Source organism: Microbacterium sp. Root1433D1, assembly GCF_001426835.1.
Classification (GTDB): Bacteria; Actinomycetota; Actinomycetes; order Actinomycetales; family Microbacteriaceae; genus Microbacterium; species Microbacterium maritypicum.
The window spans coordinates 1,108,260-1,133,764 of record NZ_LMFN01000001.1 but is presented as its reverse complement, the minus strand read 5'-3'; the positions used below and the strand labels follow the sequence as shown (position 1 = coordinate 1,133,764).

Genomic DNA, 25,505 nt, shown 5'->3' with positions numbered 1-25,505 from the left:
CGTATGCTCACGGGCGGGCCTCCCTTTTCGTCTGGAGCGGCAATGAGCGAACTCGTCCATCTGACCTCCGGCGGCGTCAGCGTCGTCATCGACACGACCGGAGCGCGGCTGCTGCACTGGGGTGCGGCGCTCGACCCCGTCGACCTCGAGGCGCTCGCCGCGTCGTCGACCGGCGCCGTGACCTTCAGCTCGTTCGACGCTCCTCGGGCCTTCCCCCTGCTCGCCGTCGAGGCGGACGGCTGGTCGGGCGCACCGGCACTCGCCTGGCACCGGGCGGGGCTGCACAGCGCCCCGCTGCTGCGACCGACCGAGTGGGAGGCCTCGGCGACATCGCTGCGGGCGGAGTTCGCAGATGCCGAGGCCGAGGCCACCGTCATGCTCGACCTCGCGCTGGACGTCGATGGCGTGCTCACCGCGCAGCTGTCGGTCACGAGCACAGCCGCCGATGACGCCCAGCCGCTGGACCTGCTGGCCACGCGCATCCTGCTGCCGATCCCCGCGCACGCGACGGAGGTGCTCGACCACACCGGGCGTTGGACGGGCGAGCGGCACCCGCAGCGCGGCGCCCTGCGTCACGGTGCGCATCTGCGCCAGGTGCGCCGCGGTCGCGGTGGCCACGACGCCCCCTATCTGACCGCGGTCGGCACCGACGGATTCGGCTTCCGCCGTGGCGAGCTGTGGACGGCGCACGTCGCGTGGAGCGGCGACGTCGAGGTCGGCGTCGAGCGGCTTCCCGAGGGTGCCGGAGTGCACGGTGCGGTGCTCGGCGGGGGAGAGCTGCTGCTGCCGGGCGAGATCCGACTGGGGGCGGGAGAGACCTACGTCTCGCCGCGGGTGCACCTCACCTGCGGGGAGAGCGGTCTGGATTCCGTCGCCGCACGGCTTCACCGGATGGTGCGCTCGTTCTCCGCGCACCCCACGACGCCGCGGCCACTGGTGCTCAACACGTGGGAGGCGGTCTACTTCGACCACGACCCGACGCGTCTGCTCGCGCTCGCCGAAGCCGCGGCTTCGGTCGGTGTCGAGCGCTTCGTCCTGGACGACGGCTGGTTCCGCGGACGCCCCGACGACAGGTCGGGCCTCGGGGACTGGTACATCGACGACGTCAAATGGCCGGAGGGTCTGCGCCCTCTCGCCGATCACGTGCACGGCCTCGGGATGCAGTTCGGCCTGTGGTTCGAGCCCGAGATGGTGAACCCGGTGTCCGACCTCGCCACGCAGCATCCGGAGTGGGTGCTGCAGGCATCGCCCGATTCGTCCACCTGGCGGCACCAGAAGGTGCTCGACCTCGCCAACCCCGCCGCCGCCGCTCACCTGCTCGAGCGCATCGACGGATTGGTCTCGGAGGTCGGGGTCGACTTCATCAAGTGGGACCACAACCGCGACCTGCACGCCGCCGTCTCCCCGCACACCGGGCGCGCGTCCGTGCACGCGCAGACGGCCGCGTTCTACGCCCTGCTCGATGCGCTGCGTGAGAGGCATCCCTCCCTGGAGATCGAGTCCTGTGCGAGCGGCGGCGCCCGTGTCGACCTCGGGGTCCTACGGCGCACACAGCGCGTGTGGGCCTCGGATTCGAACGACCCTGTGGAGCGTCAGCGCATCCAGCGGTGGACCGGTACCCTCATCCCTCCCGAACTCGTGGGCTCGCACGTCGGGCCGCCGATCGCCGAGACGACCCATCGGGCGGCGTCGCTGCCCTTCCGCATGACGACGGCGCTGTTCGGTCACGCCGGCATCGAGTGGGACATCACCCGCGCCGACGAGGGCGAGCGCGAGGCGCTGAGGCGCTGGGCGGCGCTCTACCGCGAGCTGCGCCCGCTGCTGCACTCGGGCGTCACTGTGCGCAGTGATGAGGTCGATGACCAGACGCTGCTGCACGGCGTGGTCGCCGCCGACGGCTCGCGCGCCGTCTACGCCTGGGTGCGCCTGGGCACATCCGTCGACGGCTTCACCCCGCGCACGCGGATCCCCGGTCTGCCGGCGGCGCAGCGCTATCGCCTGCGGATGCGGGAGGACCTCGGGAGGGTCGCGCGGCATCAGGTCGCCGACCCCGCGTGGACCGACGCCGGGGTGGAGGCATCCGGTGCCTTCTTCGAGACCGTCGGTGTGCCGCTGCCGCTGCTGGCTCCGGGGGCGGCTCTGCTGATCGAGGCCGTTCGAGCCTGAATCGCCGCCGTGCTAAACTGACTCTTTGTCTGCGCACACTCCTGTGCGCAGTTCGCGTGCTTCCCCTTCTGCGGCCGAGAGATCGGCGAGGCGGGGTCGCGTGCAGACAAGGGATCTTGGGTGAGGCCGTCCGGCCTCACGGTATAGAAGGAGTCACCACCATGGCAGCAGTGTGCCAGGTGACCGGAGCTGTTCCCGGCTTCGGTCACAACGTCTCGCACTCGCACCGCCGGACGAAGCGCCGCTTCGACCCGAACGTGCAGAAGAAGACTTATTTCGTTCCGTCGCTCGGTCGTAAGATCACGCTCAACGTGTCCGCCAAGGGCATCAAGGTGATCGACGTCCGTGGCATCGAGAACGTCGTCAAGGACCTCCAGGCGAAGGGTGTGAAGCTCTAATGGCCAAGAAGGCTCAGGACGTACGTCCGATCATCAAGCTGCGTTCGACGGCAGGTACGGGTTACACGTACGTGACGAAGAAGAACCGCCGCAACACCCCCGACCGCCTCGTGCTCAAGAAGTACGACCCGGTCATCCGTCAGCACGTCGAATTCCGAGAGGAGCGTTGATCAATGGCTAAGAAGAGCAAGATCGCTCGCAACGAGCAGCGCAAGGTCATCGTCGAGCGTTACGCCGAGCGTCGCGCCGAGCTGAAGAAGACCCTGGTCGACCCGAACGCCACCGACGAGGCCCGCGAGGCCGCACGCGTCGGCCTGCAGAAGCTGCCGCGCAACGCGTCGCCGGCTCGCGTGCGTTCGCGCGACGTCATCGACGGCCGCCCCCGCGGTGTCCTCACGAAGTTCGGCATCTCGCGTGTCCGCTTCCGTGACATGGCACACCGTGGCGAGCTGCCCGGCGTGACCAAGTCGAGCTGGTAAGTCTCAGCAGACAGTCGAAAGGGGCGAGGATCTTCGGATCCTCGCCCCTTTCGCGTATCCGGGGGATGCGCAGCGCGCCGCGATACCGATACCCTCTCTGTGAACCGGGGGGGTGGAGAGGACTCATGAACGACTGCATCCCCGCCTCCGGCCTTCTCGCCGAGTCCGGTGCCGACCCGCTGACGCTCGCGGGTCTTCTCGTCCTGGCCGTGCTGCTCATCGCCGGCGGCCTCGTGCTGACGGTCCGCGTCGGTGGGCGCGGGCGCCGCGGCCGTCTCGCCGGAGGAGCGCTGCTGCTCGCCCTCGCGGTGGCCGGCGGGGGCCTGATCGCCGCGCCCTCTTCGGCGACCGCGGCCGAGTCGTGCCCCGCGGTCCAGCCGCAGCCGCAGCCGCAGCCGGACCCCCAGCCCCAGCCGGGCGTCGATACGCGTCTCGACGTGTTCGGTGCGAGCGCCCAGGAGTGGGCGGGAACGCACGACCGTGTTCCGGAGACGGTGGCCCTGTACAACCCCGAACAGGAGCGCGGCACCGACACGATCCCGCTCGAGACGGCTCTCGCGCAGTGCGACACCGACTACGTGCCTGGTCCTGTGCCGATGTGGCTGATCCTCGTCGACGCCGAGACCCGCGCCATCGCGTGGCGCACTCCGATCCGCAGCGCCGAGGCCGAGCCGCAGCAGTTCGTCGGCATCCCTCTCGGGACGTTCGACGTGTACCTGATCCCGGATGACCGCGCGGTCGGCGACGTGCTGCCCGAGGATGCGAACATCGGCGTGAACTCGGCCCGCAGCTGGCAGCTGACGAACTGCGACGTCGAGTGGGAGGACACGATCCTCACGGAGGGGGCGTTCACCACGGGCATCATCGGCTGGGTCTCGGCCTCGGTCGGCGAAGGCATCAGGGCGGAGGTCACCGCCGCGCATCCGGTGCTCGAGGTGCGTCTGCTCAGCAACCTGCCCTGACCTCCGGCACCGCCGCGGGCATCCGCGACCGCGCCGATCCGGCTTCCGGGGCGCGGATCCGCCCCTCGAATCTGTGACTGGAGTGACAAAAGTGACGCGACACGCCCAGTAATTGCCCAAAACCCGCGAAATGACGCGGAAATGAGGGTGGTGGTTGGTACATTCAAGGCGGTCGCTAGACCAGGAGCATCCGCTCCGACACCCACAACGATGCGACGGGAACTCGTCGCTGGAGGATGACATGGCTGACAAGTCCATCACCAAGACCGAGCTCGTCGCGAGCATCGCAAGCGCCACGGGCCAGAGCCAGGCCACCGTCTCCGGTGTCCTCGACTCGCTGTTCGCCACGGTCTCCGACGCCGTTGCCAAGGGCAGCAAGGTCTCCATCCCGGGCTGGATCTCCTTCGAGCAGGTCGACACCGCTGCTCGCACGGGCCGCAACCCGCAGACCGGCGCCGAGATCAAGATCCCGGCCGGCAAGCGCGTCAAGGTGACCGCTGGCTCCAAGCTCAAGGCTGCCGTCAAGTAATTCGACCGCACCTCTTCGCAGGCCGCTCCCGTTCCGACGGGGGCGGCTTGCGTGCTTTCTCACCGTCGGGCGCGCCTAGGCTGGAGGGGTGAGTTCCCGCAGCGAGTCGACGAGTCGGATTTCGGCGTATCGAGTCGCCGGCGTCATCATCCTCCTCATCGCCGCCCTGGTGGCCCTGGTGCTGGCGCTCCTCGTCGGCGGAGGCGCCAAGCCGCCGCTGCTGCAGGACCCCGGTCCCTTCGTGCTCTGGGGTACGCCGATCGCGAAGCTCGTCATGAACGTCTCGGGCGCGGTCATGCTCGGCGCGCTCGTGCTCGCGCTGTTCGGCCTGCGCGCGGGGGAGCGATCGTTCGACGCCGCTCTGAACATCGCCTCGGTCGGTGCGGCCGTGTTCACGGTCTCGGCCGGCCTCGCGGGGTTCCTCGCCTTCATGGCCGCGTTCAACCCCAAGCTCAGCATCGAGCGCGAGTTCGGCACGCAGCTCGGGCGCTTCCTGCTGGAGCTGCCGCTGGGGCAGTCCTGGCTCATCACCACCATCTTCGGCGCGATCATCACGGTGCTCGCGTTCGCGTGGCGTTCGTGGACGCCCACCCTCATCACGGCGCTGCTCGCCGCGGTCTCCTTCCTCCCGCTCGCGACGCAGGGGCATGCCGGCGACCTCGCCGGGCACAACATGGCGGTCAACTCGATCCTGCTGCACACCATCGGCGCCGCCGTCTGGCTCGGTGGGCTCCTGCTGCTGGTGCTGCTGCGCGGGCGCGCCGACATCGACACCCCGCGGCTCGTCGCACGCTACTCGTCCCTCGCGATCGCCGCCTTCGCCGTGGTCGCGTTCTCCGGGGTCACCCGGTCGATCGTGGCCGTCGGAGGCTGGGACGCGCTGTGGGCGACGCCCTACGGCTGGATCGTGCTCGCCAAGGTCGTGCTGCTGGGAGGCATGGGACTGCTGGGCGCCTGGTATCGCGCACGTCTGATCCCCCGGCTCGCAGGTCAGCGGGCGGCGGGCTGGTTCTGGCTCCTCGTGCTGTGCGAGGTCGCGCTGATGGGTCTCGCCTCCGGAGCGGCCGCCGCGCTCGCGCGCACGCCTCCGCCCACCGGCGAGGTCGCCGCCTTCGCCCAGACGCCCGCGCAGATCCTCACCGGCGCGACGCTGCCTCCGGAGCTGACGCTCGAGCGCTGGTTCACGGCCTGGGACTTCGACGTGCTCTGGCTCGTCGCCGCAGGCTTCGGCCTCTTCCTGTACCTCGCCGGTGTGCGCCGCCTGCGCCTGCGCGGCGACCGCTGGCCGATCCACCGCACCGTGTTCTGGGTGCTCGGCATGCTGATGCTCGTCTGGGTGACGAGCGGCCCGCTCAACGCGTACCAGGAGTACCTGTTCAGCATCCACATGATGGGCCACATGATGCTGTCGATGGCCATCCCGCTGCTGCTGGTCTCCGGCGCCCCCATCACGCTCGCTCTGCGTGCGATCCACAAGCGCGACGACGGCACCCGCGGTGGGCGCGAGTGGATCATGTGGGCCGTGCACTCGCCGTTCTCCCGCGTGGTGACCCATCCGTTCGTCGCAGCGGCGATCTTCATCCTGTCGCTGTGGGCCTTCTACTTCACCGACCTGGTTCGCTGGTCGATGTACGAGCACCTCGGTCACGAGTGGATGGTCATCCACTTCCTGATCTCGGGCTACCTGTTCGTGATGAGCCTGATCGGCGCCGACCCTGTGCCGTACCGTCTGCCCTACCCCGGTCGCCTGATCACCCTGATCGCCGTCATGGCGATGCACGCCTTCTTCGGCATCGCGATCATGATGCAGGAAGGGCTGATGGTCGCCGACTGGTTCGGGTCGATGGGCCGCGACTGGGGTGTGGACCCGCTGCAGGACCAGTACGTCGGTGGCGGCATCGCCTGGTCGATCGGCGAGATCCCGACGCTGATCCTCGCGATCACGGTCGCGATCCAGTGGAGCCGCAGCGACACCAAGCTGCAGCGCCGCGCAGACCGGCATGCCGACCGCACGGGAGACGCCGAGCTCGAGGAGTACAACGCCAAGCTCGCCGCCCTCGCGGAGCGCGACCAGCGCGGAAGCCGCTGAGGCCGACGCCCGACCCGGTCAGTCGACGGCGGGGTCGCCGGGGGAGCCGATCCTGATCGACGCGGATCCGTCGGGCAGGATCGCGATCGTCCCGGTGAGCTGGAAGGGCACGTCCTCCGCCAACGGCTGGGTCTTGCCGTCGAACAGCGAGCGGATGTCGACCTCGACGTGGGCGACCGCGTCCGTCGTCGGGATCTGCCACTGCCCGCCGTCGGGGGTGACCGTGACCTGGGGCTGCGTCGCGATCGACCACTTCGGCGCGGAGGCGAGTCGGTTCGTGACGCGCAGGCCGAACGGGCAGGCCGTCGGCTGGAGCACCTCCTGCGTCGTGCACTCCGTGAGGAAGGCCTCGACCCTTTCCTGAACCACGTCGACGAACTCGTCGGTCGGCTCGGTCTGCACATCGAGCGGTGTGACGGCCAAGGGAGTGTCGGCGAGGACCCCGTGGCCCGAGGCGGTCGAGATCGCGGTGTCCACCGTCACCGCGTACAGGCCCGGCGTGAACACGAGCAGCGGCAGCGGGTCGAGCGAGACCGCATCGACGCCGTCGATCGACACCTGGCGCCGGTCGACCTCGAACCCGTTCACCGCGAACTGGTCGGCGCCGCGCACCGTCAGATCCACGACGGCCAGGGGGCTGGTGGTGAAGCGCCAGTTGGGGGTGACGCCCGCCCAACCGTCCTGCTCGACCAGGAAGGTGCTGGTGCCGGCGTGTCCGCTCGCCTGGTAGCTGACGGTGACGGCCGTGCCGCCCTCTGCTGGCTTCTCCGAGGTGATCGTCACGTCGGTCAGTGGGGCGAGTGCGGCGCGGCGGAGCATCGCTTCGGACGCTCCGGGATCGATCCCGGCGGCGTCGAGCGTCTCGCGGTCGATCGCGACGCCCGGTACGCGCAGCGCATCGGCGGCGCGACCGGAGGAGAGCAGGTCGAGGTAGCGGACGACGAACGCGGACGGGCCGTAGAACTGCTGGTACAGCGTGACGCCGCCCGCTCCCAGAGCCGCGATGAGCAGCAGGCCGACGACGGTGAGCATCGCCAGATCGACCCCCAGGCGCGCACGCCGGGGCGCGCTCGCACGTGCCCGGTCCATGGCGTCAGTCTAGGAGGGCGTCCTGGGGGGACGCCGAGCGTCGGCGGCCGTGTGCGGATACCGGGACGTAGCATGGACGAGCGCCCTGTCCGTCCGCTGCCCCTGTGAGAACCGTGTCCCTTCCCGCCCTGTCCGAGGAGCAGCAAGAGCTGTTCCGACTCATCGAGGACACGGGCGAGCACGTCTTCATCACCGGGCGAGCCGGGACCGGGAAGTCGACGCTCCTGCAGCACTTCGCATGGAACACGAAGAAGCAGATCGCGATCTGCGCACCTACGGGCGTCGCGGCGCTCAACGTCGAGGGACAGACGATCCACTCGCTGTTCCGCCTGCCGATCGGTCTGATCGGGGATGCCGACATCGATCAGAACGACGCGACCCGTCGCATCCTGAACGCCATCGAGACGCTCGTGATCGATGAGATCTCGATGGTCAACGCGGATCTGATGGATGCGATCGATCGTTCTCTCCGCCAGGCGCGGGGGCGCAGGGGCGAGCCGTTCGGCGGGGTGCAGGTCGTCATGTTCGGAGACCCGTACCAGCTGGCGCCCGTGCCGCCCCGCGGCGACGAGGCCCGATACGTGCAGGACCACTACCGCTCGTTCTGGTTCTTCGACGCGAAGGTGTGGGCAGGGACCGGCGGCGGCACCGGCGAGTCGGACCAGGAGGGGCTGTTCGCCGTCGACACGCGCGCCGAGCTGCACGTGCGCGAGCTCGTGCAGATCCACCGGCAGTCCGACGACGGGTTCAAGGCCATGCTGAACGCCGTGCGCTACGGGCGGGTGACCGCCGAGATCGCGGGCGTGCTGAACACCCAGGGGGCGCGGACACCACCGGATCCGGAGCCCGGCGAGGTCCCGATGATCACGCTCGCAACCCGCAACGACATCGTGAACAGCATCAACAGCCGACACCTGGCCGCGCTGCCGGGCAAGGAGCAGACCGCGCGCGCCGAGGTGAGCGGAGATTTCGGCAGGGGCGAGGCCGCGCTCCCGGCCGAGTCGGAGCTGAAGCTCAAGGTGGGGGCGCAGGTCATGTTCCTGCGCAACGACACCGCGATGTCCGGTGAGCCGCCGCGCTGGGTCAACGGCACGATCGGAACGGTGGTGCGCATCCTCGGCAGTGCCGTGCGCGTCGACATCGACGGAGAGGAGGTCGATGTCGAGCCCGCCGTGTGGGAACGGTTCCGCTACGCGTACGACCAGAACACGAAGAAGCTCTCCCGTGACGTCGTCGCCGAGTTCACGCAGTTCCCGCTGCGTCTGGCCTGGGCTGTCACGATCCACAAGTCGCAGGGCAAGACCTACGAGCGGGCCATCATCGACCTCGGCTCCGGGGCGTTCGCGCCGGGGCAGACCTATGTCGCCCTCAGCCGGCTGACCTCGCTCGAGGGGCTCTATCTGTCGCGTGCGCTGCGACCCCGCGACATCCGGGTGGACGAAGACGTGCGTCGGTTCATGCGCGATGCCTGGCTCGCGGCATCCGCCCCCGAGCTGCCGAAGAGCTGAGCTCCCGGGCGCGGGATCCGCTCAGGCGGCGGCGCGAGCGCGGTCGAGGTCTTCGAACAGCTCGGTGTTGAAGCGGTAGGCGAGGAGCACCTCGTCGATCACGCGCTCGCGCTCGGCCTCATCCCACGGGGCGGCATCGAGCTGATCGCGGTACACGTCCTTGAAAGCGGACGGGTCGGCGATGTCGTCGAACAGGTAGAAGCCGATGCCGTTGGTCTCGAAGCCGAAGCGACGGGCCATCACACGACCGATGAAGATGCCGCCGGACAGATCGCCGAGGTAGCGGGTGTAGTGGTGCGCGACGAAGCCGCCGGCCCAGGTGGCGCCCACCTGGCGGATGCGGTCGACGTAGCGCTGAGTGGTGGGCAGGGCGACGATCTGCTCGCGCCAGTCGGCCCCGAGCAGGAACTCGAGGTCGGCCTCCAGCGCGGGGAGTCGGGTGAGCTTGTCGGTGATGAAGACCGAGGCCACCGGATCCTGACGCATGCGCTCGCCCGCGCCCTCGAGCGCCTCATAGATGAAGTAGTGCTGCGCGACGAGGGAGATGTAGTCCTCGCGCGACCCCTCGCCCTTCAGGAGGTCGGACATGAAGCCGGCGGTCTCGCTGCGGGAGTGCGATCCGGACGAACGCTCGCGCAGGGCGGCGGAGAAGGAGAGGATCTCGGGCATGAGGCCAGTGTAAGGGTTACCTAACCCCGGAGGGAAGTCGCAGTGTTCAGGCGTGCGGCCGCGGCTCGACGCCGAGGCGGGCGCACGCGGCGTCGTAGAGAGCCACGACCTCGCGGCGCACGGCGGGGCGGTCGGCGATCGGGCCGCCGGGCCAGGGCACGCGCAGCTCGGCGACCTCACCGTCGCGGGTGATCTCCCACACGCCGGCGTCTCCGTCGAACCCGGTCATCACCGAACCGGTCACCTCGACATCCGACGGCTCCGCGAAGGCGCGGGCGATGAGGATGTTGTCATCGGTGTGGTCGCCGTTCATGTGGCGGAGGACGGCGGTGATCACGTCGGCGTCGAAGATATGGGGCACGGTGACCACCTTACGGCGGCTCCGAGATCGCTCCGGGGCCGACTTTCAGCCTCGGCGCTCTAGACTCGGGAGACACGTCCTCGGGGGTCCCTTTCATGCAGCTTCTCTCGTCGCGCCGGTGGCGCGCCGCAACGGCAACGGCAGCCGTGCTCGCTCTCGCTCTCACCGGATGCTCGTCCGAGGAGTCCTTCTCCTACACGCCGCCCGCGCAGGTCGACGGTCCGCTCCCGGACGACACGGTCGCCGCGATGCAGGCCGCGGTCGACAACGCGCTCGTCTCCTCCGGTGCGACCGGTGCGATCGTCGGCGTGTGGGCGCCCTGGAGCGGGAGCTGGGTGGCGGGCATCGGCACGCAGGATCGCGAAGGCGGTGCAGAGCTGTCGACCGACATGTCCTTCCGCATCGCGGACGTCACCCGTCTGATGACCTGCGACGTGCTCTATGCCCTCGCCGACCGGGACGTGGTGGAGCTCGACGCCAACGTCGCCGACTACGTCTCGGGCGTCGCCGACATGCGCGACGACGGCATCACCCTCCTCGATCTGTGCAACGGCACCAGTGGCGCGGGATCCTCCGAGGGGACCGTGAAGTCGGCCTGGCTGAACACCCCTGAGCGGGTGTGGTCGCCGCTGGAGCTCGCGGGCTTCGGGCTGGCGCGCGAGCGCGTCGCGCCCCACACGACCTTCCGCGACTCGGACGCCGGCTACCTCCTGCTCGGCCTCGCCCTCGAGCGCGCGTCGGGCATGACGGCCTCCGAGCTGATCGCCGAGTACGTCACCGAACCTCTCGCGCTGCCCGACACCTCGCTTCCCGGGCCGACCCCGGCAGCGCCGGGAACCGGCGCGGTGCTCGACGGTCACTACCTCAATGCTGTCGAGGGCGGATATGACTGCGCGGCCCCCGTCGACATCACGAAGCTGTCGTCCAGCTCGGGGTTCACCGACTCCGGTGTCGTCTCCACCATCACCGACCTCGGTCGCTACGCCCAGGCCGAGGCGAAGCAGGTCCTGCGCACGAAGGAGAAGCCGGAGCGCTTCGCCGATCCGCTCTCGGCGGCAGACGGCGCCGCATCCTGGTTCCAGGCCGCCGGCGGTGGCTACCTGGTGGGATCGATGATCGGCCAGCACGGCTGGACTCCGGGGTACGCCACCGCGGCGTACTCCGACCCGGCGACCGGATTCACGGTGGCGGTCGTGCTCAACGACTCCACGGCCGGCGCCCAGTTCGCCCAGCACCTCTCGTGGGAGCTCGCAGCCATCGCCTCGAAGGCGCCGGCCGCCGACGGCCAGACGGCTCCCGAGTTCGGTCTTCCGTTCACCGCCGAGCAGTACCACCAGACGATCACCGACGCGGCGATCGCCTGCGTCGCTCCTCCCGCCGCGGAGTGAACCCGGGCTGACCCACAGGTACTCGAAGGGGCGACGATGGCGATCATCGACAATGCGATCTACGTGGATGGCGTCCGCACCGAGAACCCGGTGACCCTGAGCGAGACGTTCGAGCGCATGCGCGAACGCGACGGCATGGGGTGGATAGGCCTCTATCGACCGAGCGAGGACGAGATCCGCGAGGTCGCCGAGGAGTTCGGGATCCACGCGCTCGTCGTGGAGGACGCCCTCTCCGGGCACCAGCGCGCGAAGCTCGAGCGCTACGGAGACGTGCTGTTCATGGTGCTGCGGCCGGCCCGCTATCTCGACGACCTCGAAGAGGTCGAGTTCGGGGAGGTGCATGTGCTGGTCGGTCCCGACTTCGTGGTGACGATCCGGCACGCGGAGTCCCCCGACCTCGGCCGCGTCCGGCGTCGCCTCGAAGCCGACCCCGCGCTCCTCGCCCACGGCCCCGAAGCCGTGCTGTACGCCATCCTCGACGAGGTCGTCGACGAGTACACGCCTGTCCTCGCGGGGCTCGAGAACGACATCGACGAGATTGAGAGCCAGCTGTTCGAGGAGAACACCGACGCCACGCAGCGCATCTACGATCTGGGTCGGGAGGTCATCGACTTCCAGCGGGCCACGCAGCCGCTGTCGGGGATGCTGGAGGCACTGCTTCGAGGGTCGGACAAGTACCAGGTGACCGAAGAGCTGCAGCGGTATCTGCGCGACGTGCTGGATCACACCCTGCGCGTGAGCGACCGCGCGACGACGTTCCGCACCGTGCTCGACAACGCGCTCACCGTCGAATCGACCATCGTCGCACGCCGCCAGAACGAGGAGATGCGGCGGATGACGGAGCTCAGCATCCGTCAGAACGACGAGGTCAAGAAAATCTCGGGATGGGCGGCGATCCTGTTCGCGCCGACGCTGGTCGGCACCATCTACGGCATGAACTTCGACCACATGCCGGAGCTGCACTGGCTGCTCGGCTACCCCATGGCGGTCGGCATGATGATCGCGCTGGGCTTCGGCCTGTACGCGGCGTTCAAACGCAAGGGCTGGCTCTGACACCGAGCCGGATGAGTGCCCGTCGCCCCGCATGGGATGATCGCAGCATGGAACTCGTGGCGGGAATCGACTCCTCGACCCAGTCCTGCAAGGTCGTCATCGCAGACGCGGTCTCCGGCACGGTCGTCCGCGAAGGGCGGGCGGCTCACCCGCCGGGAACCGAGGTCGACCCGGAGGCCTGGTGGCAGGCGCTGCAGCAGGCGATCGCCGCGGCGGGCGGGCTCGGCGACGTGCGCGCGTGGGCGATCAGCGGGCAGCAGCACGGGATGGTGGCGCTGGACAGCAGGGGACGCGTCGTGCGGCCCGCCCTGCTGTGGAACGACCTGCGCTCGTCGGATGCGGCAACGGCACTGATCGCCCGGTACGGCGCGACGGCCCTCGCGGAGCGCACCGGCCTCGTGCCCGTGCCCTCGTTCACCCTTACCAAGGTGCACTGGCTGCGCGAACACGAGCCCGAGCGCGCCCGTGCGGTCGGTGCCGTCGCGCTCCCGCATGACTGGCTCACCTGGCGTCTGCGGGGTTTCGGCCCCGACTCCCGTCTCGGCGCCGACCTGGATGAGCTCGTGACCGACCGTTCCGAGGCCTCGGGAACCGGGTACTGGACGGATGCCGGCTATGACCGGGAGCTCTTCGCCGAGGCGCTGGGGCACGACGCGGTGCTGCCGCGGGTCCTCGCCCACGACGCAGCGGTCCGCGATGCCGACGGCCGTTCGGTCGGACCGGGATCCGGGGACAACGCCGGCGCCGCGCTGGGTCTGGGAGCTCGTGTCGGAGACGTGGTGGTGTCGATCGGCACGAGCGGGACGGTCTTCGCGACGAGCGCTCATCGCACGATCGACCCCTCGGGAACGGTTGCCGGATTCGCCGACGCAGCCGACGGCCATCTGCCGCTCGTCGCGACCCTCAGCGCCGCGCGGGTGCTCGACACGCTCGCCGCCCTCCTCGGAGTGGATCACGAAGAACTCAGCCGACTCGCCCTTGCTGCGTCTCCCGGTGCCGGCGGTCTGGTGCTCGAGCCGTACCTGGAGGGCGAGCGCACCCCGAACCTCCCGGATGCGACCGGAACCCTGTTCGGCATGACGCTGGCCTCGACCACGAGAGAGAACGTCGCTCGCTCGGCCTATGAGGGCGTGCTCGGCGGTCTGCTGTTCGGCCTGAACGCGATCCGCGACCTCGGCGTGCCCACGGAGCGGGGCATCCTCATCGGCGGTGGCGCCCGGTCCGCGGCCGTGCGCGCGATGGCTCCCGAGATCCTCGGCATCCCGATGACCGCGCCGCCCGCCGGCGAATTCGTCGCCTGGGGCATGGCCCGCCAGGCGGCGCGCACGCTCGGACTCGAGCTGCCTCCGGCCGCCTAGGGCGTGTTGATCAAGCCAGTGGCGTGTAGGTATCCTCGCGCTATGCAGATTTGGGTTCCGCAATGGTCGGTGCGCCCGCCACAAAACTCTGAAGGGGCGAGTTGGTTTGGCGGTGTTCCGACAGGTCTGGCTGCGGACCGTTGGCCGGTGTGCGGAGAGTGCGGCGCGGTCATGACGCCGTTGCTTCAACTCGCGCCGGGGCCGTGGCTGCCGCGGGTCCCCGCCAGCTGCGTGCTGCTGGTGTTCAAATGCGAGAGCGACGCTGTTTGTGACTTCTGGGAGCCAGATGAGGTCGCTAATCGGTGCCTGCTGGTTCCGTCGACAGAGTTGGCCGGCGAGTCGCACGTCCCTTCCGCCGGGGCCAACGGAGAGACTCCCATCCTCCCGCGGCTATGGGTGCGCGATTGGGTACCGTCGGACGACGGAATCACGGCTGAGCAGGCGCGCCAGATCGACGACCCCGTCGCGTTCTGGGCATTGCCTGATGAGATCACAGCGGTACACGGCTTCGACTCGAACAAGCTCACGAAGGCCGGCGGGGCACCATATTGGACAGGAAACGGCCCTAGTGATGTTCCACCACGGCCGAGGCAGCTGCTCTTTCAGGTTGACAACTGGATCACCGCCATCGAGCCGAGTGAGGAAGTTTCCGCGTATATCGGAGACCATGACTTGCGGGTAGCAGTAGCCGGTAGTTCAGTAAGCGCCGCGAACTTCATGAGCGACGGCATCGCGTTCGTCTTCGACATCACCCCAGACGACCCGCTCCCGACGCCGAGGCTAGCCATCAACCGCTGAGCGCGAGCGATGGGATCGTTTGCGGGGCGTTTATGCCCCCCTCAGTGAGGTTCCCTCAGTCAGAGCAGAACAGCTGAGAGCGTGATCGCGCATACGAGACCCTGATCGACACGCCCTAGGGCGCCTGCAGGTCGGGAAGTCGGGAGGTCAGGCCGAGGCGTCGGCCCCGGCGGCGAGGACCTCGGCCCAGGCGTCCTCCTGGTCGAACACCAGGTCGGTGCCGACGACGGCCCAGTCGGCGCCGGCGGAGGCGAGGGCGTCGTGGTGCAGGCGGCGCACGCCGCCGTCGACGGCGAGCCGACGGTCGGGCGAGGCTCTGCGCAGGGCGGTGAGCTTGTGCAGGACAGCGGTGTCGAACGCGCTTCCGGCCTGACCGGGGATGATCGACATGCACAGCACCGCGACATCGGCTGGCACGTCGGCGGCGCGGGTCTGCGGTGAGACCGCGAGGCCGGGGGTGGCGCCGCGCCGCTCGATGCGCACGAGTGCCTCCTGCCAGTCGTCGCTCTCGATGTGCACGAAGACGAGGTCGCAGAACGTGGTCCAGGCGTCCACGTCCCGCCCAGCCCGATGAGCCATCACGTGGGCTTCGGCAGAGAGCCCGGTCGCGGAGGCCAGCTCGGCGGCGGAGTCCGGGGGGAACCCTCCCGCCGCGGCGAAGCTGCCGTCGGTCGTGTCCCAGTGCAGCCGACGCAGACCGGCGTCCCGCAGCCGCAGCGCGGTGGTCAGGCGATCCTCGGCGGGAACGGACCACAGCGAGCCGGCGATCCGCATCAGCGATCCTCCGCGAGCACGGCCTCGGCGAGAGTGTGGTCGGTGAACAGCTCGGTGATGAGCCCCACACGGGACACCGTCCGGATCGCATCGGCCTTCGCGGCTCCACCGGCGACGGCGACCACACGCGGCACCTTCTGCAGCTGCTCGTACGAGATGTTGACGCAGCGGTCCTGGAAATCGGGGTCGACCGGGGTGCCGTCGCTCTGGATGAGGATGCCCGCGATGTCGGCGACGCATCCCTTGCTGAGAGCGTTGGCGAGGTCGTCGATGGGCAGCACGTCCCGCACCTGCGACACCGGCGGGTTCCAGGCGCCGACCGAGAGCAGGGCGGTGGTGACCGCGGGGAACAGGTCCATGGCCGAGCGGATGTCGGGATGGCGGCGCAGGCTCTTCGCGGTCTCGAGGTCGTCGACGATCAGCGGGGAGAAGATCGGGTAGACATCCCCGCCGGAGCGGCGCGACGTCTGGCGCACGACCTCGATGGGTGACGATGCCAGGTCGCCGGCCACGACGCCGGTGAGCTGCACGATCGACAGCCGGGGGAGGTGGTCGAACTGACTCACGGTCGCGGTCAGGGTGCGGCCCCAGGTGACGCCGAGCACCTCGTCCTCGCGCAGGCTCTCGCTGAGCGCCCGCGCCGCCGCCCCGCCGATCTGTCGACGCACGGTGTCGTCGTCGCCGTGAGAGCGCACGACGAGGCATCGCTCGAGGCCGAGCTTCTCCTGCAGCCGCTGGCTCAGCTCGACGTCGGGCAGACCCCAGTCGTGGATCTCGATCGTGACGACGCCCTCTTCGCGGGCGCGGGTGAGCAGCCTGGCCACCTTGAAACGCGAGATCCCCAGGGCGTCGGAGATGTCGACGCGGGACCGGTCTTCGAGGTAGTGGGCACGGGCGACGGCTGCCATGAGGGCGCGATCGTGGTCCATGCCCGTCGATACCTCGCTCATTTGAGCGTCGAAATCACGAAACTGTGACATATGTGACGGCTGCCTTTCTTCGGCACGAGGAGCTTCCTATGCTCAAACGTACATCCAAGCATCACAGATGAGCGCGACTGATTCCATCGTGCGATTGAAGGAGCAAGAGTTGACGGTCAATGACGACATCCTCGCGGTAGCGCGCGGACGCCTGCGTGCAGAGGCCGATGCCGTGGCAGCGCTGATCGACACGGTCGACGACTCGCTCGTCACCGCGGCGTCGCTGATCCTCTCCGGCACGGGCAAGCTCTTCATCGGCGGCTCCGGCACATCCGGCACCGTCGCGCGGCGGATGGCGCACATCCTCTCAGTGACCGGCACCCCGTCGCTGCCCTTCTCGCCCATGGACGGCCTGCACGGAGCCTCCGGTGCGATCACGGCTGCCGACATCGTGCTGCTCATCTCGAACGGCGGAGCCTCCGGCGAGGTCGTGCAGCTCGCCTGCATCGCCCGCGGTCGTGGGGCGCGGGTGATCTCCCTCTCGCGCAGCCACTCGACGCCGCTCGCGCTCCTGGCCGACCACAGCGTCGCCGTCGCCGTGCAGCCTGCGGCCGACATCGGCGGCATCGTCGCGACCGGCATCACGATCGCGCAGTCGGCGTGGGGCGACGCGCTCGCCGAGGTGCTCATGCGCGGGCGGGGGTACACCTGGGCCGAGTTCATGACCACGCATCCCGCCGGCGCCGTCGGTCGCCTCGAGGACCTTCCGGCAGACGCCGACCGGATCGTCATCCCCGCGTACCGGGAGGTCGCGTCATGATCGATGTGGTCGCCGGAGTCGACAGCTCCACCCAGTCGTGCACCGTGGAGCTCCGCGACGCCGCATCCGGAGCGCTCGTCTCGACCGGCCGCGCCCCGCATCCGGTTACCCACCCGCCGATCAGCGAGCAGGACCCCGAGTCCTGGTGGCAGGCGCTGGTCGCGGCGATGGGAGACGCGCGCCGCGACGTCGAGGTGCGCATCATCGGCGTGAGCGTCGGCGCGCAGTGTCACGGTCTGGTGGTCTCCGATGAGGCCGGTCGCCTGCTGCGCCCCGCGCGCCTCTGGAACGACACCGCCTCGGGGTCGCAGGCTGCCGCGCTGCTCGACAGGCATCCCGCCTCCTGGTGGGCCCAGCAGATCGGGATCGTCCCCTCGGCCGCCATCACCATCTCGAAGCTCGCGCTCCTGGCAGAGACCGACGCGGATGCGTTCGCGCGCGTCCGCCACATCTCGGTGCCGCACGACTGGCTCACGTACCGGTTGACCGGACGCCGTGTCACGGATCGCTCGGACGCCTCGGGAACCGGGTACTACTCCGCCGACACCGGGCGTTGGCGCACCGACATCCTCGACGAGGTCGTGGGGGAGCGCGACTGGGCCCCGCTGCTTCCCGAGGTGCTCGCACCCGATGAGGCGGCCGGACGGATCGCACCCGCCGCGGCCGCAGAGCTCGGCATCGACCCCGGCGCACTGGTCGGCGCGGGCGGTGGCGACCAGCATCTCGCCGCGCAGGGCATCGGGCTCGGCGAAGGCGACGTGGCGTACAGCCTCGGCACCTCCGGCGTCGTGTTCGCGACCACCCCCGACCCCGTCGTCGACGTCACGGGTTCGGTCGACGGCGTCGCGAACGTCACAGGCGGCTATCTTCCGCTCGTCTGCACGCTCAACGCCACCAAGGTCACCGACACCATCGCGCGGCTGCTCGCGGTCGATCACGCCGCGCTCGCCGCCCTCGCCCTCGCCGCGCCGCTCGACCCGGAACGCCCCCTGCTCGCGGCCTACCTCGACGGTGAGCGCTCGCCGCGACTGCCCTCGGCGCGCGGCATGCTGGCGGGTCTGAGCACCGCGACCAGCCGCGAGCAGCTCGCATTGGCCGCGTTCGAGGGGGTCGCCCTCGGCCTCGTGCGAGGAGAGCGCGGGCTGGCGTCTCTCGGCATCCCCGTGACGGGACGCACTATCGCCATCGGCGGGGGAGCGCGGTCGCACGCCTACCGGCAGATCATCGCCGACCTGACAGGTCGCGCCGTGCACACCGTCGATGCGCCGGAAGGCACGGCGCGCGGCGCTGCGATCCAGGCCGCAGCGGTGGTGCGCGGCGAGACCGTCGCCGCCGTCACGGCCGCCTGGCGCCCCGAGGCCACCTCGGTCACCGAGCCGGTCGCCGATCGCGGTGACATCTGGGACCGCTACATCCGTCTGGCCGACCTGCAGTCCGACGGCGAACGCTTCTAGGAGGAGGACCCGTGCTCTACATCGACAGCGCCGACCGTGACCTGCTCGCGCCGCTTCTGGCGACCGGGTTGTTCGCCGGTGTCACCACCAACCCCGCGATCCTCGATCGCGCCGGACTGACCGCCGACGACCTGCCCGCTCTCGCCACCTGGCTGCGGGATCGTGGCGTGACCCGCTTCTACGCACAGGCGACCGGGACGACGATCGAAGAGCTGCGCGACACCGCCCGTCAGATCGCGGATCTCGGCGGCGACGTGGTGATCAAGCTCGTGGCGACAGCCCCGGCGCTCACTGTCGCTCGCGAGCTGACGGACGCCGGACGCGAGGTGCTGATCACGGCGGTGTACCACCCGGCCCAGGCCCTCCTCGCCGCCGCTGCCGGCGCGCAGGAGGTCGCGCCCTACGTGGGCAGGGCGAGCGAGAACGGCCGCGACGGGGTCGCGCTCGTCGCGGCGATCGCCCGAAGCGTGCCGAGCGTGCGCATCCTGGCCGCGAGCCTGCGCTCCGCCGACCAGGTCGCGGCCGTCGCCGGGGCCGGCGCGCACGATCTCACGCTCGCTCCGGCGACCGCCGGCGCCCTCTTCGAGGACGAGCTCACGCTCGCCGCGACCGCGGAGTTCGAGGAGCTCGTGGCAGCGGCGGCGCGTGCAGCGGCGGTGCCGTCATGACCCCGCCGGACTCCTGCCGCGCGCTCTCAGGGACGCGGGGGACCGCTCGTCGCCCTCACCTCGAGCGAGGTCGGCAGGAAGCGTCGCCGCGGGGTCTCGGCCAGTGCATGGCTCAGCAGCATCTCGCCGGCGATGCGGCCCTTCTCGACGAGTGGCTGGCTCACCGTGGTGAGGCCGACGCGTCCCGCTTCGGGGATGTCGTCGAAGCCGGTGATCGTGAGGTCGCCCGGCACGCTCAGACCCTGACGGCGTGCGGCGTCGAGTGCGCCGATCGCGAGGACGTCTCCGAAGCAGCAGATCGCCGTGAGGTCGGGGTGGCGCTGGCGCAGGGACTGGAGGGCGGCGGCGCCGGACTCGACCGCGTTCTCGAAGCGCTCCTCGACGACCAGCGGAACGCCGCCCAGGCCGTCGCGGAGACCGGCGATCCGGTTGCGCTGCACCGAGTAGACGGCCTGCGTCCAGCGGTCCTCGTCGGCGGGGCCGTTGTAGCGCGCGCGCCCGAGGCGCGAGGTGATGACGCCCACCTTCCGGTGGCCGAGATGGGCCAGATGCTGCCCGAGCTCGGCGGCGGCGGCACGATCGTCCAGCCCGACCCAGTCGGCGGTGAGGCCGTCGCGCGGCTCGTCCACCACCACGGTGGGCAGGCGGCGCCGCAGCGCGGCGTCGAGGTGCGGATCGCCCTCCGGGACCGAGTAGAAGACGAAGCCGTCGACGACGGCCCCCATGACGTTCGACACCCGCGACGCCCCGACGGGCGGGCCGGTGGGCAGCAGCAGCAGGTTGAGCCGCGCCTCCTGGAGCGTGGTCGAGAGCCCCGCCAGCAGGGCCACGGAGGCGGGGTCGGCCAGGGCGAAGGGCATCTCGTCGGTGAAGACCACGCCGATCGTCTCGGACTTCCCGCGGCGGAAGCGGCGGGCCGCAGCATCCGGTCCCGCATAGCCGACGGCTTCGGCGGTGGCGAGCACACGTTCTCTGACGTCGTCACTGACCCGCTCCGGGTGGTTGTAGACGTTCGAGATCGTGGCCGGCGACAGGCCGAGCGACCGGGCGATGCTCGTGAGCGTCGGCGGCGGCGCTCCGGGCGTCTTGGTCATCTCTTCAGCCTAGTGGATTTGACGTTTCAAGAGCGAGTGGACCACTCCTCTCTGCACTATTTCATTGATAAATCAAGGATGGATGAGGAGTTGTTGACGTCTATAGATTTACGTTCTAATATTCAAGCGATCGCAAGCCCCCGGATCGACACGCGTCGCCCGGGCAGGCTCGTCGCCGGATACCCGAACGGCTCCGGGCGCAGAAGCCCGAAGCCCCGCACCACCCCGTTCTCACAGGAGAGAGAGGTTTCTCATGACTGAGATCCCGTCGACGATGACCGCCAGCGTGCTACGAGGGGTGAAGGACCTGGTGCTGGAAGAGCGCCCCGTCCCGGTGCCCGCCGCTGACGAGGTGCTGGTGGAGGTCGCGAGCGTCGGCGTCTGCGGCTCCGATGTGCACTACTACGAGCACGGCCGCATCGGTCCGTACGTGGTCGACACCCCGCTGATCCTCGGTCACGAGGTGAGCGGTCGCATCGTCGCCGTCGGTGCTGACGTCGACCCGGAGCGCATCGGACGACGTGTGGCCATCGAGCCCCAGCGGCCCTGCCGTCGCTGCGACTTCTGCCGAGCCGGCGACTACAACCTGTGCCCGCAGATGGAGTTCTACGCGACGCCGCCGATCGACGGCGCGTTCTGCGACTACGTCATCATCCAGGACGACTTCGCGTATGACGTGCCCGACTCGATCAGCGATCACGCGGCAGCGCTCATGGAGCCGCTATCCGTCGGCATCGCAGCCGCGCAGAAGGGCGGCATCAAGGTGGGTGACACCGTGCTGATCGCCGGCGGCGGACCGATCGGCATCATCGCCGCTCAGGTGGCCAAGGCGTTCGGCGCCGTCGACGTGGTGGTCGCCGACATCAACCCGGCCCGCCGGGAGCTCGCCGCATCGTACGGTGCCCGCGTCGTCGACCCGGCGGCACAGTCGACAGTCGACCTCGCCGCGAACGTCTTCATCGATGCCTCCGGTGCGACGCCCGCGATCGTCAACGGCATCCGCTCCACCCGTGCCGGCGGCACCGTGGTCCTGGTCGGCAGCGCCGACGAGTTCCCGCTCTCGGTGCCCGACGTGGCGATGCGCGAGCTGAACGTCACCGGCATCTTCCGCTACACCGGCACCTGGCCGATCGCCCGGGCCCTGCTGGAATCCGGCCAGGTCGTGCTCGACTCGCTCGTCACGCACGTGTACGGCATCGAGCAGGTCGAGGAGGCGCTGTCCGGCGAAGGATCGGTCGACTCTCTCAAGCGGATCGTCCTGCCGCGCGTGCGTCGTGTCGACGAGCCAGAGGTCAGGGCGGCGTCATGACCGACGCGCTGCTGTCCGTCCAGGGGATCTCGAAGTCGTTCCCCGGTGTGAAGGCCCTCGACGACGTGTCGTTCGATGTGCGCCCCGGCACCGTGCACGCTCTCTGCGGCGAGAACGGCGCCGGCAAGTCGACCCTGATGAAGATCATCAACGGGATCTACCAGCCCGACACCGGCACCATCCGGGTGCGCGGCGAGGAGGTGCGGATCAAGAACCCGATCGACGCCCGCGCCCGCGGCATCGCGATGATCTCGCAGGAGCTCAACTACGTGCCGGGCATGACCATCGCGGAGAGCTTCTTCCTCGGTCGCCTGCCCATGAAGCTCGGCAAGATCGACTGGAGGTTCATCCGCAGCGAGGCGCGTCGCATCCTCGCAGCGGAAGGGCTGGACTTCTCGATCAACCGCCGACTCGGCACGCTCACCGTCTCGGAGATCCAGACCCTCGAGATCCTCCGCGCGGTCTACCACAGCGCCGACGTGCTGATCATGGACGAGCCCACCTCGGCGATCGCCCACAAGGAGGTCGAGTCGTTGTTCGCGAAGATCCGCGATCTGCGCGCACAGGGCAAGTCGATCATCTACATCTCGCACAAGATGGACGAGGTGTTCGAGCTCGCGGACGACGTCAGCGTGCTCCGCGACGGCACCGTCGTGAGCTCGCAGCCCACCGCCGAGATCAGCTCCAGCCAGATCATCGCGCAGATGGTCGGTCGTGACCTCGACCACCAGGCCTACCCCAAGGAGCAGGTCGAGATCGGTGACACGGTCTTCCGTGCCACCGGGCTGTCGTCCGCGCACATGTTCGAGGACATCGACCTGAACATCCGCGCGGGCGAGATCGTCGGGCTCGCCGGACTCATCGGCGCGGGTCGCAGCGAGGTCATCCGCGCAGTGTTCGGACTTGACAAGCTCGATGCGGGCGAGATCGAGATCGACACGGCCACCGTGAAGATCAAGAACCCGACGCAGGCGATCAAAGCCGGTGTCGCGATGCTCTCCGAGGACCGGCGTCTGGTCGGCATCGTGCCGCAGCTCAGCATCATGAAGAACGCCACGCTGGCGAGCATGCGCAAGGTGATCCACGGCGGCTTCGCCCGGCGCCGGGAGGAGGAGAAGCTCGTCACCGAGTACTTCGACAAGATGAACGTCAAGGCGCCCAGCCTGCAGACGCGCATCGCGAACCTCAGCGGTGGCAACCAGCAGAAGGTCCTCCTCGCCCGCTGGCTGATCTCCGACCCGAAGATCCTCCTCCTCGACGAGCCCACCCGCGGCATCGACGTCGGAGCGAAGTTCGAGATCTACAAGATCATGACCGAGCTGGCCAAGCAGGGCCGCGGCATCCTCATGATCTCGTCCGAGCTGCCCGAGCTCATCGGGATGTGCGACCGCATCTACGTGATGTCGGCCGGACGCCTCACCGCGGAGCTGACACCCGATCAGTTCTCGCAGGAAACCATCCTCACGTACGCCATGAATGAAATCGAGGTGGCATGAAAATGCTCTCCAACCTGAAGAGACTCGAGGTGAGCCGCTTCTCGATCTACATCATCCTGTTGATCGTCATCGTCGCGGCGAGCCTGCTGAGCCCGAACTTCCTGAGCTCGGACAACCTGTTCAACGTGCTTCGGCAGGTGTCGGTCATCACCATCCTCGCGTTCGGCGCGATGACGCTCATCATCGGCGGGATGATCGACCTCTCCGCCGGCGCCGTGATGGCGTTCGCGGGTGTGGTGTCGGTCATGGTCTACAAGTCGAGCGGCAACCTGCTGCTCGCGATCCTCGCCGGCATCGCGATCGGCATGATCTGCAACCTCGTCAACGCCTTCCTCGTCGCGACGCTGAAGACCCCGGCGTTCATCGTCACCCTCGGCATGATGCTCATGGCCCGCGGCGCGGTGCTCGAGCTCACGCAGGGTCAGAACGTGCTCCAGCTCGGTGACTTCGTCCTGATCGGACAGGGCAACCTCGGCTGGCTGCCGATCCCGGTGCTGGTGCTCATCGGCGTGACGATCGTGATCTGGTACCTGATGAACCAGACCAGGTACGGCCGCTCGGTGTACGCGGTCGGCGGCAACGAGGAGGCGGCGCGGGCCGCCGGGATCTCGGTCGCGCGTGTGAAATACCAGGCGTTCCTCGTCAACGGCGCCCTGGTCGGCATCGCCGGCGTGATCTTCATGTCGCGCGTCAACGCCGGTCTGCCCAACGCCGGCGTCGGCTACGAGCTGCAGGCGATCACCGCGCCGATCATCGGTGGCACGAGCTTCTCCGGAGGCGTCGGCACCGTGATGGGAACACTCGCGGGTGCGCTCATCGTCGGCATCCTCGGCAACATCATGAACCTCATCGGGATCGGCTCGTACATCCAGCAGATCGTGATGGGCGCGATCATCGTGATCGCCGTCGCCTACGACGTCTTCAGCAAGCGCGGCAAGGCGAAGACCACGATCCTCAAGTCCGACGCGAAGGGCGATCCCTTCCCCGTCCGGGCCTCCTCGACCGATCCGGGAGGCGGTCGGGTGAAAGCCTGACCCTCCCCTTTCCGCAACGCTTCACCCACCCAACGAAAACAGGAGAAGACAATGAAGAGTCTTACCCGCAGGATCATCGCCCTCGGCGCCGCAGCCGCTGCAGCGATCAGTCTCGCCGGCTGCGCCGTCACCACCGGAAACCCGACCGGAGGCGGCGGCGGTGCCACCGAGGACAAGGACGAGTATCGCGTCGCGTACATCGCCCGAGCCCAGGCAGACTCGTTCGCCGCCTGGCTCGCCAACGAGATGAAGGCGGAGGCCGGCAACTACGACGACATCACCCTCGAGGTGTTCGACGGCCAGGCCGACGACGAGATCGAGAACAAGATGATCGAGAACGCGATTGCCAACAAGTTCGACGCGATCATCATCCAGGCGAACAACGCCGACGCCCAGCTGCCCTACATCCAGCAGGCGATCGACGCGGGCATCGTGACCATCACCACCAACCCGCGCGTGGAGGGACTCACCGGCGGCAACTCGGTCGACGCCGACCCGTACAAGCAGGGCGCCGTCGTCGCGCAGCTCGCGCTGGAGGAGATTCCGGAGAACGCGAACGTGGTCGTGCTCAACGGCCCCGCCGGCAACTTCCACAGCACCGCACGCCGCGAAGCGTGGGAGGCGGAGTTCTTCGAGAAGCGTCCCGACGTGAAGATCGTCGCGGAGGACATCGCGAACTGGAACAAGGATGAGGCCATGACGCTCATGGAGGACTGGTCGCTGGCCAACCCCGACGTCGACGCGATCATCTCGATGAACGACAACATGGCGTCGGGTGCGCTCGAGGCTGTGAAGGGCAAGGGCGGCTTCGACGGCATCCTCGCCTACGGCGTCGACGGCACCCCCGAGGCCGTGCTCCTGATCGAGGCCGGCACGATGACCGCGACCTCGCTCCAGAACGCCCGCGAACTGGCCCAGCTCAACCTGAAGGCCGTGCACGACCTGCTCACGGGCGCGGAGGACGAGGTGAACGTCGACATCGGCAACCCGCTGATCACGAAGGACAACGTCCAGGAGTACATCGACCTGTACAAGGAAGCCGGACTCCTCGACAAGTGACGTCGCCCGAGCGGTGACACCGACGTCGGG

25 protein-coding genes are annotated in these 25,505 nt (G+C 69.1%); 19 read left to right on the top strand and 6 right to left on the bottom strand.

Annotated elements, in window-relative coordinates; translation table 11 throughout:
- Positions 1 to 42 precede the first annotated feature (42 nt).
- The 7 genes from ASD13_RS05490 to ASD13_RS05460 all read left to right on the top strand — a co-directional run bounded on the left by ASD13_RS05490 (position 43) and on the right by ASD13_RS05460 (position 6,623).
- Positions 43 to 2,166 (top strand): alpha-galactosidase, encoded by a 2,124-nt coding sequence (locus tag ASD13_RS05490; RefSeq protein ID WP_157535576.1) that lies wholly within the window; start codon positions 43 to 45, stop codon positions 2,164 to 2,166.
- 161 nt (positions 2,167 to 2,327) lie between these two features.
- Complete coding sequence (rpmB, locus tag ASD13_RS05485; RefSeq protein WP_017203559.1) at positions 2,328 to 2,564, top strand: 50S ribosomal protein L28; 237 nt, start codon at positions 2,328 to 2,330, stop codon at positions 2,562 to 2,564.
- Entirely contained in the window at positions 2,564 to 2,734 is a 171-nt protein-coding gene (rpmG, locus tag ASD13_RS05480; RefSeq protein WP_017203558.1) for a 50S ribosomal protein L33, read from the top strand. Before rpmB ends, rpmG begins: the two co-directional genes overlap by 1 nt.
- Positions 2,735 to 2,737: 3 nt before the next feature.
- The gene (gene rpsN / locus ASD13_RS05475; protein ID WP_017829734.1) at positions 2,738 to 3,043 is read left to right on the top strand and encodes a 30S ribosomal protein S14; all 306 of its coding nucleotides are present in this window, start codon (positions 2,738 to 2,740) and stop codon (positions 3,041 to 3,043) included.
- 125 nt (positions 3,044 to 3,168) lie between these two features.
- Complete coding sequence (locus tag ASD13_RS05470) at positions 3,169 to 4,005, top strand: hypothetical protein (RefSeq protein WP_055866511.1); 837 nt, start codon at positions 3,169 to 3,171, stop codon at positions 4,003 to 4,005.
- Between the two features lie 241 nt (positions 4,006 to 4,246).
- Positions 4,247 to 4,534 carry an HU family DNA-binding protein gene (locus tag ASD13_RS05465; protein WP_017203554.1) on the top strand — a complete coding sequence of 96 codons (288 nt, stop codon included), beginning with the start codon at positions 4,247 to 4,249 and terminating at the stop codon, positions 4,532 to 4,534.
- Between the two features lie 88 nt (positions 4,535 to 4,622).
- Positions 4,623 to 6,623, top strand: coding sequence for a cytochrome c oxidase assembly protein (locus ASD13_RS05460; protein ID WP_200942452.1), 2,001 nt, complete (start codon positions 4,623 to 4,625; stop codon positions 6,621 to 6,623).
- Positions 6,624 to 6,641: 18 nt separating this feature from the next.
- Here the strand turns inward: ASD13_RS05460 and ASD13_RS05455 are convergent, their stop codons facing one another.
- Complete coding sequence (locus tag ASD13_RS05455; RefSeq protein WP_055866508.1) at positions 6,642 to 7,712, bottom strand: hypothetical protein; 1,071 nt, start codon at positions 7,710 to 7,712, stop codon at positions 6,642 to 6,644.
- A gap of 113 nt (positions 7,713 to 7,825) precedes the next feature.
- Here ASD13_RS05455 and ASD13_RS05450 point away from each other — a divergent pair, with 113 nt between their 5' ends.
- Positions 7,826 to 9,220: an ATP-dependent DNA helicase gene (locus ASD13_RS05450; RefSeq protein ID WP_055866505.1), complete on the top strand. Its 1,395-nt coding sequence runs from the start codon at positions 7,826 to 7,828 to the stop codon at positions 9,218 to 9,220.
- A gap of 21 nt (positions 9,221 to 9,241) precedes the next feature.
- Here ASD13_RS05450 and ASD13_RS05445 read toward each other — a convergent pair whose 3' ends face one another.
- Positions 9,242 to 9,889, bottom strand: coding sequence for a biliverdin-producing heme oxygenase (locus tag ASD13_RS05445; protein ID WP_055866501.1), 648 nt, complete (start codon positions 9,887 to 9,889; stop codon positions 9,242 to 9,244).
- 46 nt (positions 9,890 to 9,935) lie between these two features.
- Positions 9,936 to 10,250, bottom strand: a complete 315-nt coding sequence (locus tag ASD13_RS05440; protein WP_055866941.1) for a DUF2470 domain-containing protein — start codon at positions 10,248 to 10,250, stop codon at positions 9,936 to 9,938.
- A 95-nt stretch (positions 10,251 to 10,345) separates the two neighbouring features.
- Here ASD13_RS05440 and ASD13_RS05435 point away from each other — a divergent pair, with 95 nt between their 5' ends.
- The 4 genes from ASD13_RS05435 to ASD13_RS05420 are packed head-to-tail and all read left to right on the top strand — an operon-like array spanning position 10,346 to position 14,847.
- Positions 10,346 to 11,638, top strand: coding sequence for a serine hydrolase domain-containing protein (locus ASD13_RS05435; RefSeq protein WP_055866498.1), 1,293 nt, complete (start codon positions 10,346 to 10,348; stop codon positions 11,636 to 11,638).
- Between the two features lie 36 nt (positions 11,639 to 11,674).
- Entirely contained in the window at positions 11,675 to 12,691 is a 1,017-nt protein-coding gene (gene corA / locus ASD13_RS05430; RefSeq protein WP_055866495.1) for a magnesium/cobalt transporter CorA, read from the top strand.
- A 47-nt stretch (positions 12,692 to 12,738) separates the two neighbouring features.
- Positions 12,739 to 14,049, top strand: a complete 1,311-nt coding sequence (locus ASD13_RS05425; RefSeq protein WP_055866491.1) for an FGGY family carbohydrate kinase — start codon at positions 12,739 to 12,741, stop codon at positions 14,047 to 14,049.
- A 42-nt stretch (positions 14,050 to 14,091) separates the two neighbouring features.
- Positions 14,092 to 14,847, top strand: coding sequence for a hypothetical protein (locus ASD13_RS05420; protein ID WP_157535575.1), 756 nt, complete (start codon positions 14,092 to 14,094; stop codon positions 14,845 to 14,847).
- Between the two features lie 147 nt (positions 14,848 to 14,994).
- Here the strand turns inward: ASD13_RS05420 and ASD13_RS05415 are convergent, their stop codons facing one another.
- Complete coding sequence (locus tag ASD13_RS05415) at positions 14,995 to 15,621, bottom strand: hypothetical protein (protein WP_055866485.1); 627 nt, start codon at positions 15,619 to 15,621, stop codon at positions 14,995 to 14,997.
- Positions 15,621 to 16,571 (bottom strand): sugar-binding transcriptional regulator, encoded by a 951-nt coding sequence (locus ASD13_RS05410; protein WP_055874997.1) that lies wholly within the window; start codon positions 16,569 to 16,571, stop codon positions 15,621 to 15,623. The genes ASD13_RS05415 and ASD13_RS05410 overlap by 1 nt, the downstream gene beginning before the upstream one ends.
- Positions 16,572 to 16,668: 97 nt before the next feature.
- Here ASD13_RS05410 and ASD13_RS05405 point away from each other — a divergent pair, with 97 nt between their 5' ends.
- The 3 genes from ASD13_RS05405 to ASD13_RS05395 are packed head-to-tail and all read left to right on the top strand — an operon-like array spanning position 16,669 to position 19,483.
- Complete coding sequence (locus ASD13_RS05405) at positions 16,669 to 17,361, top strand: SIS domain-containing protein (RefSeq protein ID WP_082531397.1); 693 nt, start codon at positions 16,669 to 16,671, stop codon at positions 17,359 to 17,361.
- Complete coding sequence (gene xylB / locus ASD13_RS05400; protein ID WP_055866476.1) at positions 17,358 to 18,815, top strand: xylulokinase; 1,458 nt, start codon at positions 17,358 to 17,360, stop codon at positions 18,813 to 18,815. Before ASD13_RS05405 ends, xylB begins: the two co-directional genes overlap by 4 nt.
- A gap of 11 nt (positions 18,816 to 18,826) precedes the next feature.
- Entirely contained in the window at positions 18,827 to 19,483 is a 657-nt protein-coding gene (locus ASD13_RS05395; protein WP_055866472.1) for a transaldolase family protein, read from the top strand.
- Between the two features lie 26 nt (positions 19,484 to 19,509).
- On the opposite strand, the gene ASD13_RS05390 is transcribed toward ASD13_RS05395, so the two are convergent.
- Entirely contained in the window at positions 19,510 to 20,577 is a 1,068-nt protein-coding gene (locus ASD13_RS05390) for a LacI family DNA-binding transcriptional regulator (protein WP_055866468.1), read from the bottom strand.
- Positions 20,578 to 20,830: 253 nt separating this feature from the next.
- On the opposite strand from ASD13_RS05390, the gene ASD13_RS05385 reads away from it, so the two are divergent.
- From ASD13_RS05385 to ASD13_RS05370, 4 genes are read left to right on the top strand one after another with little or no spacing between them, the layout of a single operon-like run.
- Positions 20,831 to 21,886, top strand: coding sequence for an NAD(P)-dependent alcohol dehydrogenase (locus ASD13_RS05385; protein ID WP_055866465.1), 1,056 nt, complete (start codon positions 20,831 to 20,833; stop codon positions 21,884 to 21,886).
- Positions 21,883 to 23,382 carry a sugar ABC transporter ATP-binding protein gene (locus tag ASD13_RS05380; RefSeq protein WP_055866462.1) on the top strand — a complete coding sequence of 500 codons (1,500 nt, stop codon included), beginning with the start codon at positions 21,883 to 21,885 and terminating at the stop codon, positions 23,380 to 23,382. Before ASD13_RS05385 ends, ASD13_RS05380 begins: the two co-directional genes overlap by 4 nt.
- A gap of 2 nt (positions 23,383 to 23,384) precedes the next feature.
- Positions 23,385 to 24,416 (top strand): ABC transporter permease, encoded by a 1,032-nt coding sequence (locus tag ASD13_RS05375; RefSeq protein ID WP_017829716.1) that lies wholly within the window; start codon positions 23,385 to 23,387, stop codon positions 24,414 to 24,416.
- 51 nt (positions 24,417 to 24,467) lie between these two features.
- A complete protein-coding gene (locus tag ASD13_RS05370) occupies positions 24,468 to 25,475 on the top strand; it encodes a sugar ABC transporter substrate-binding protein (protein WP_055866459.1) in 1,008 nt (335 codons plus the stop codon).
- Positions 25,476 to 25,505: the final 30 nt, after the last annotated feature.

Coding starts and splice junctions, on each gene's coding strand:
- ASD13_RS05390 (WP_055866468.1), bottom strand. CDS start 20,577: ATGACCAAGACGCCCGGAGCGCCGCCGCCGACGCTCACGAGCATCGCC.
- ASD13_RS05465 (WP_017203554.1), top strand. CDS start 4,247: ATGGCTGACAAGTCCATCACCAAGACCGAGCTCGTCGCGAGCATCGCA.
- ASD13_RS05370 (WP_055866459.1), top strand. CDS start 24,468: ATGAAGAGTCTTACCCGCAGGATCATCGCCCTCGGCGCCGCAGCCGCT.
- ASD13_RS05455 (WP_055866508.1), bottom strand. CDS start 7,712: ATGGACCGGGCACGTGCGAGCGCGCCCCGGCGTGCGCGCCTGGGGGTC.
- xylB (WP_055866476.1), top strand. CDS start 17,358: ATGATCGATGTGGTCGCCGGAGTCGACAGCTCCACCCAGTCGTGCACC.
- rpmG (WP_017203558.1), top strand. CDS start 2,564: ATGGCCAAGAAGGCTCAGGACGTACGTCCGATCATCAAGCTGCGTTCG.
- ASD13_RS05380 (WP_055866462.1), top strand. CDS start 21,883: ATGACCGACGCGCTGCTGTCCGTCCAGGGGATCTCGAAGTCGTTCCCC.
- corA (WP_055866495.1), top strand. CDS start 11,675: ATGGCGATCATCGACAATGCGATCTACGTGGATGGCGTCCGCACCGAG.
- ASD13_RS05435 (WP_055866498.1), top strand. CDS start 10,346: ATGCAGCTTCTCTCGTCGCGCCGGTGGCGCGCCGCAACGGCAACGGCA.
- ASD13_RS05385 (WP_055866465.1), top strand. CDS start 20,831: ATGACTGAGATCCCGTCGACGATGACCGCCAGCGTGCTACGAGGGGTG.
- ASD13_RS05420 (WP_157535575.1), top strand. CDS start 14,092: ATGCAGATTTGGGTTCCGCAATGGTCGGTGCGCCCGCCACAAAACTCT.
- ASD13_RS05470 (WP_055866511.1), top strand. CDS start 3,169: ATGAACGACTGCATCCCCGCCTCCGGCCTTCTCGCCGAGTCCGGTGCC.
- ASD13_RS05425 (WP_055866491.1), top strand. CDS start 12,739: ATGGAACTCGTGGCGGGAATCGACTCCTCGACCCAGTCCTGCAAGGTC.
- ASD13_RS05445 (WP_055866501.1), bottom strand. CDS start 9,889: ATGCCCGAGATCCTCTCCTTCTCCGCCGCCCTGCGCGAGCGTTCGTCC.
- ASD13_RS05415 (WP_055866485.1), bottom strand. CDS start 15,621: ATGCGGATCGCCGGCTCGCTGTGGTCCGTTCCCGCCGAGGATCGCCTG.
- ASD13_RS05405 (WP_082531397.1), top strand. CDS start 16,669: ATGAGCGCGACTGATTCCATCGTGCGATTGAAGGAGCAAGAGTTGACG.
- rpsN (WP_017829734.1), top strand. CDS start 2,738: ATGGCTAAGAAGAGCAAGATCGCTCGCAACGAGCAGCGCAAGGTCATC.
- ASD13_RS05490 (WP_157535576.1), top strand. CDS start 43: ATGAGCGAACTCGTCCATCTGACCTCCGGCGGCGTCAGCGTCGTCATC.
- rpmB (WP_017203559.1), top strand. CDS start 2,328: ATGGCAGCAGTGTGCCAGGTGACCGGAGCTGTTCCCGGCTTCGGTCAC.
- ASD13_RS05410 (WP_055874997.1), bottom strand. CDS start 16,571: ATGAGCGAGGTATCGACGGGCATGGACCACGATCGCGCCCTCATGGCA.
- ASD13_RS05375 (WP_017829716.1), top strand. CDS start 23,385: ATGCTCTCCAACCTGAAGAGACTCGAGGTGAGCCGCTTCTCGATCTAC.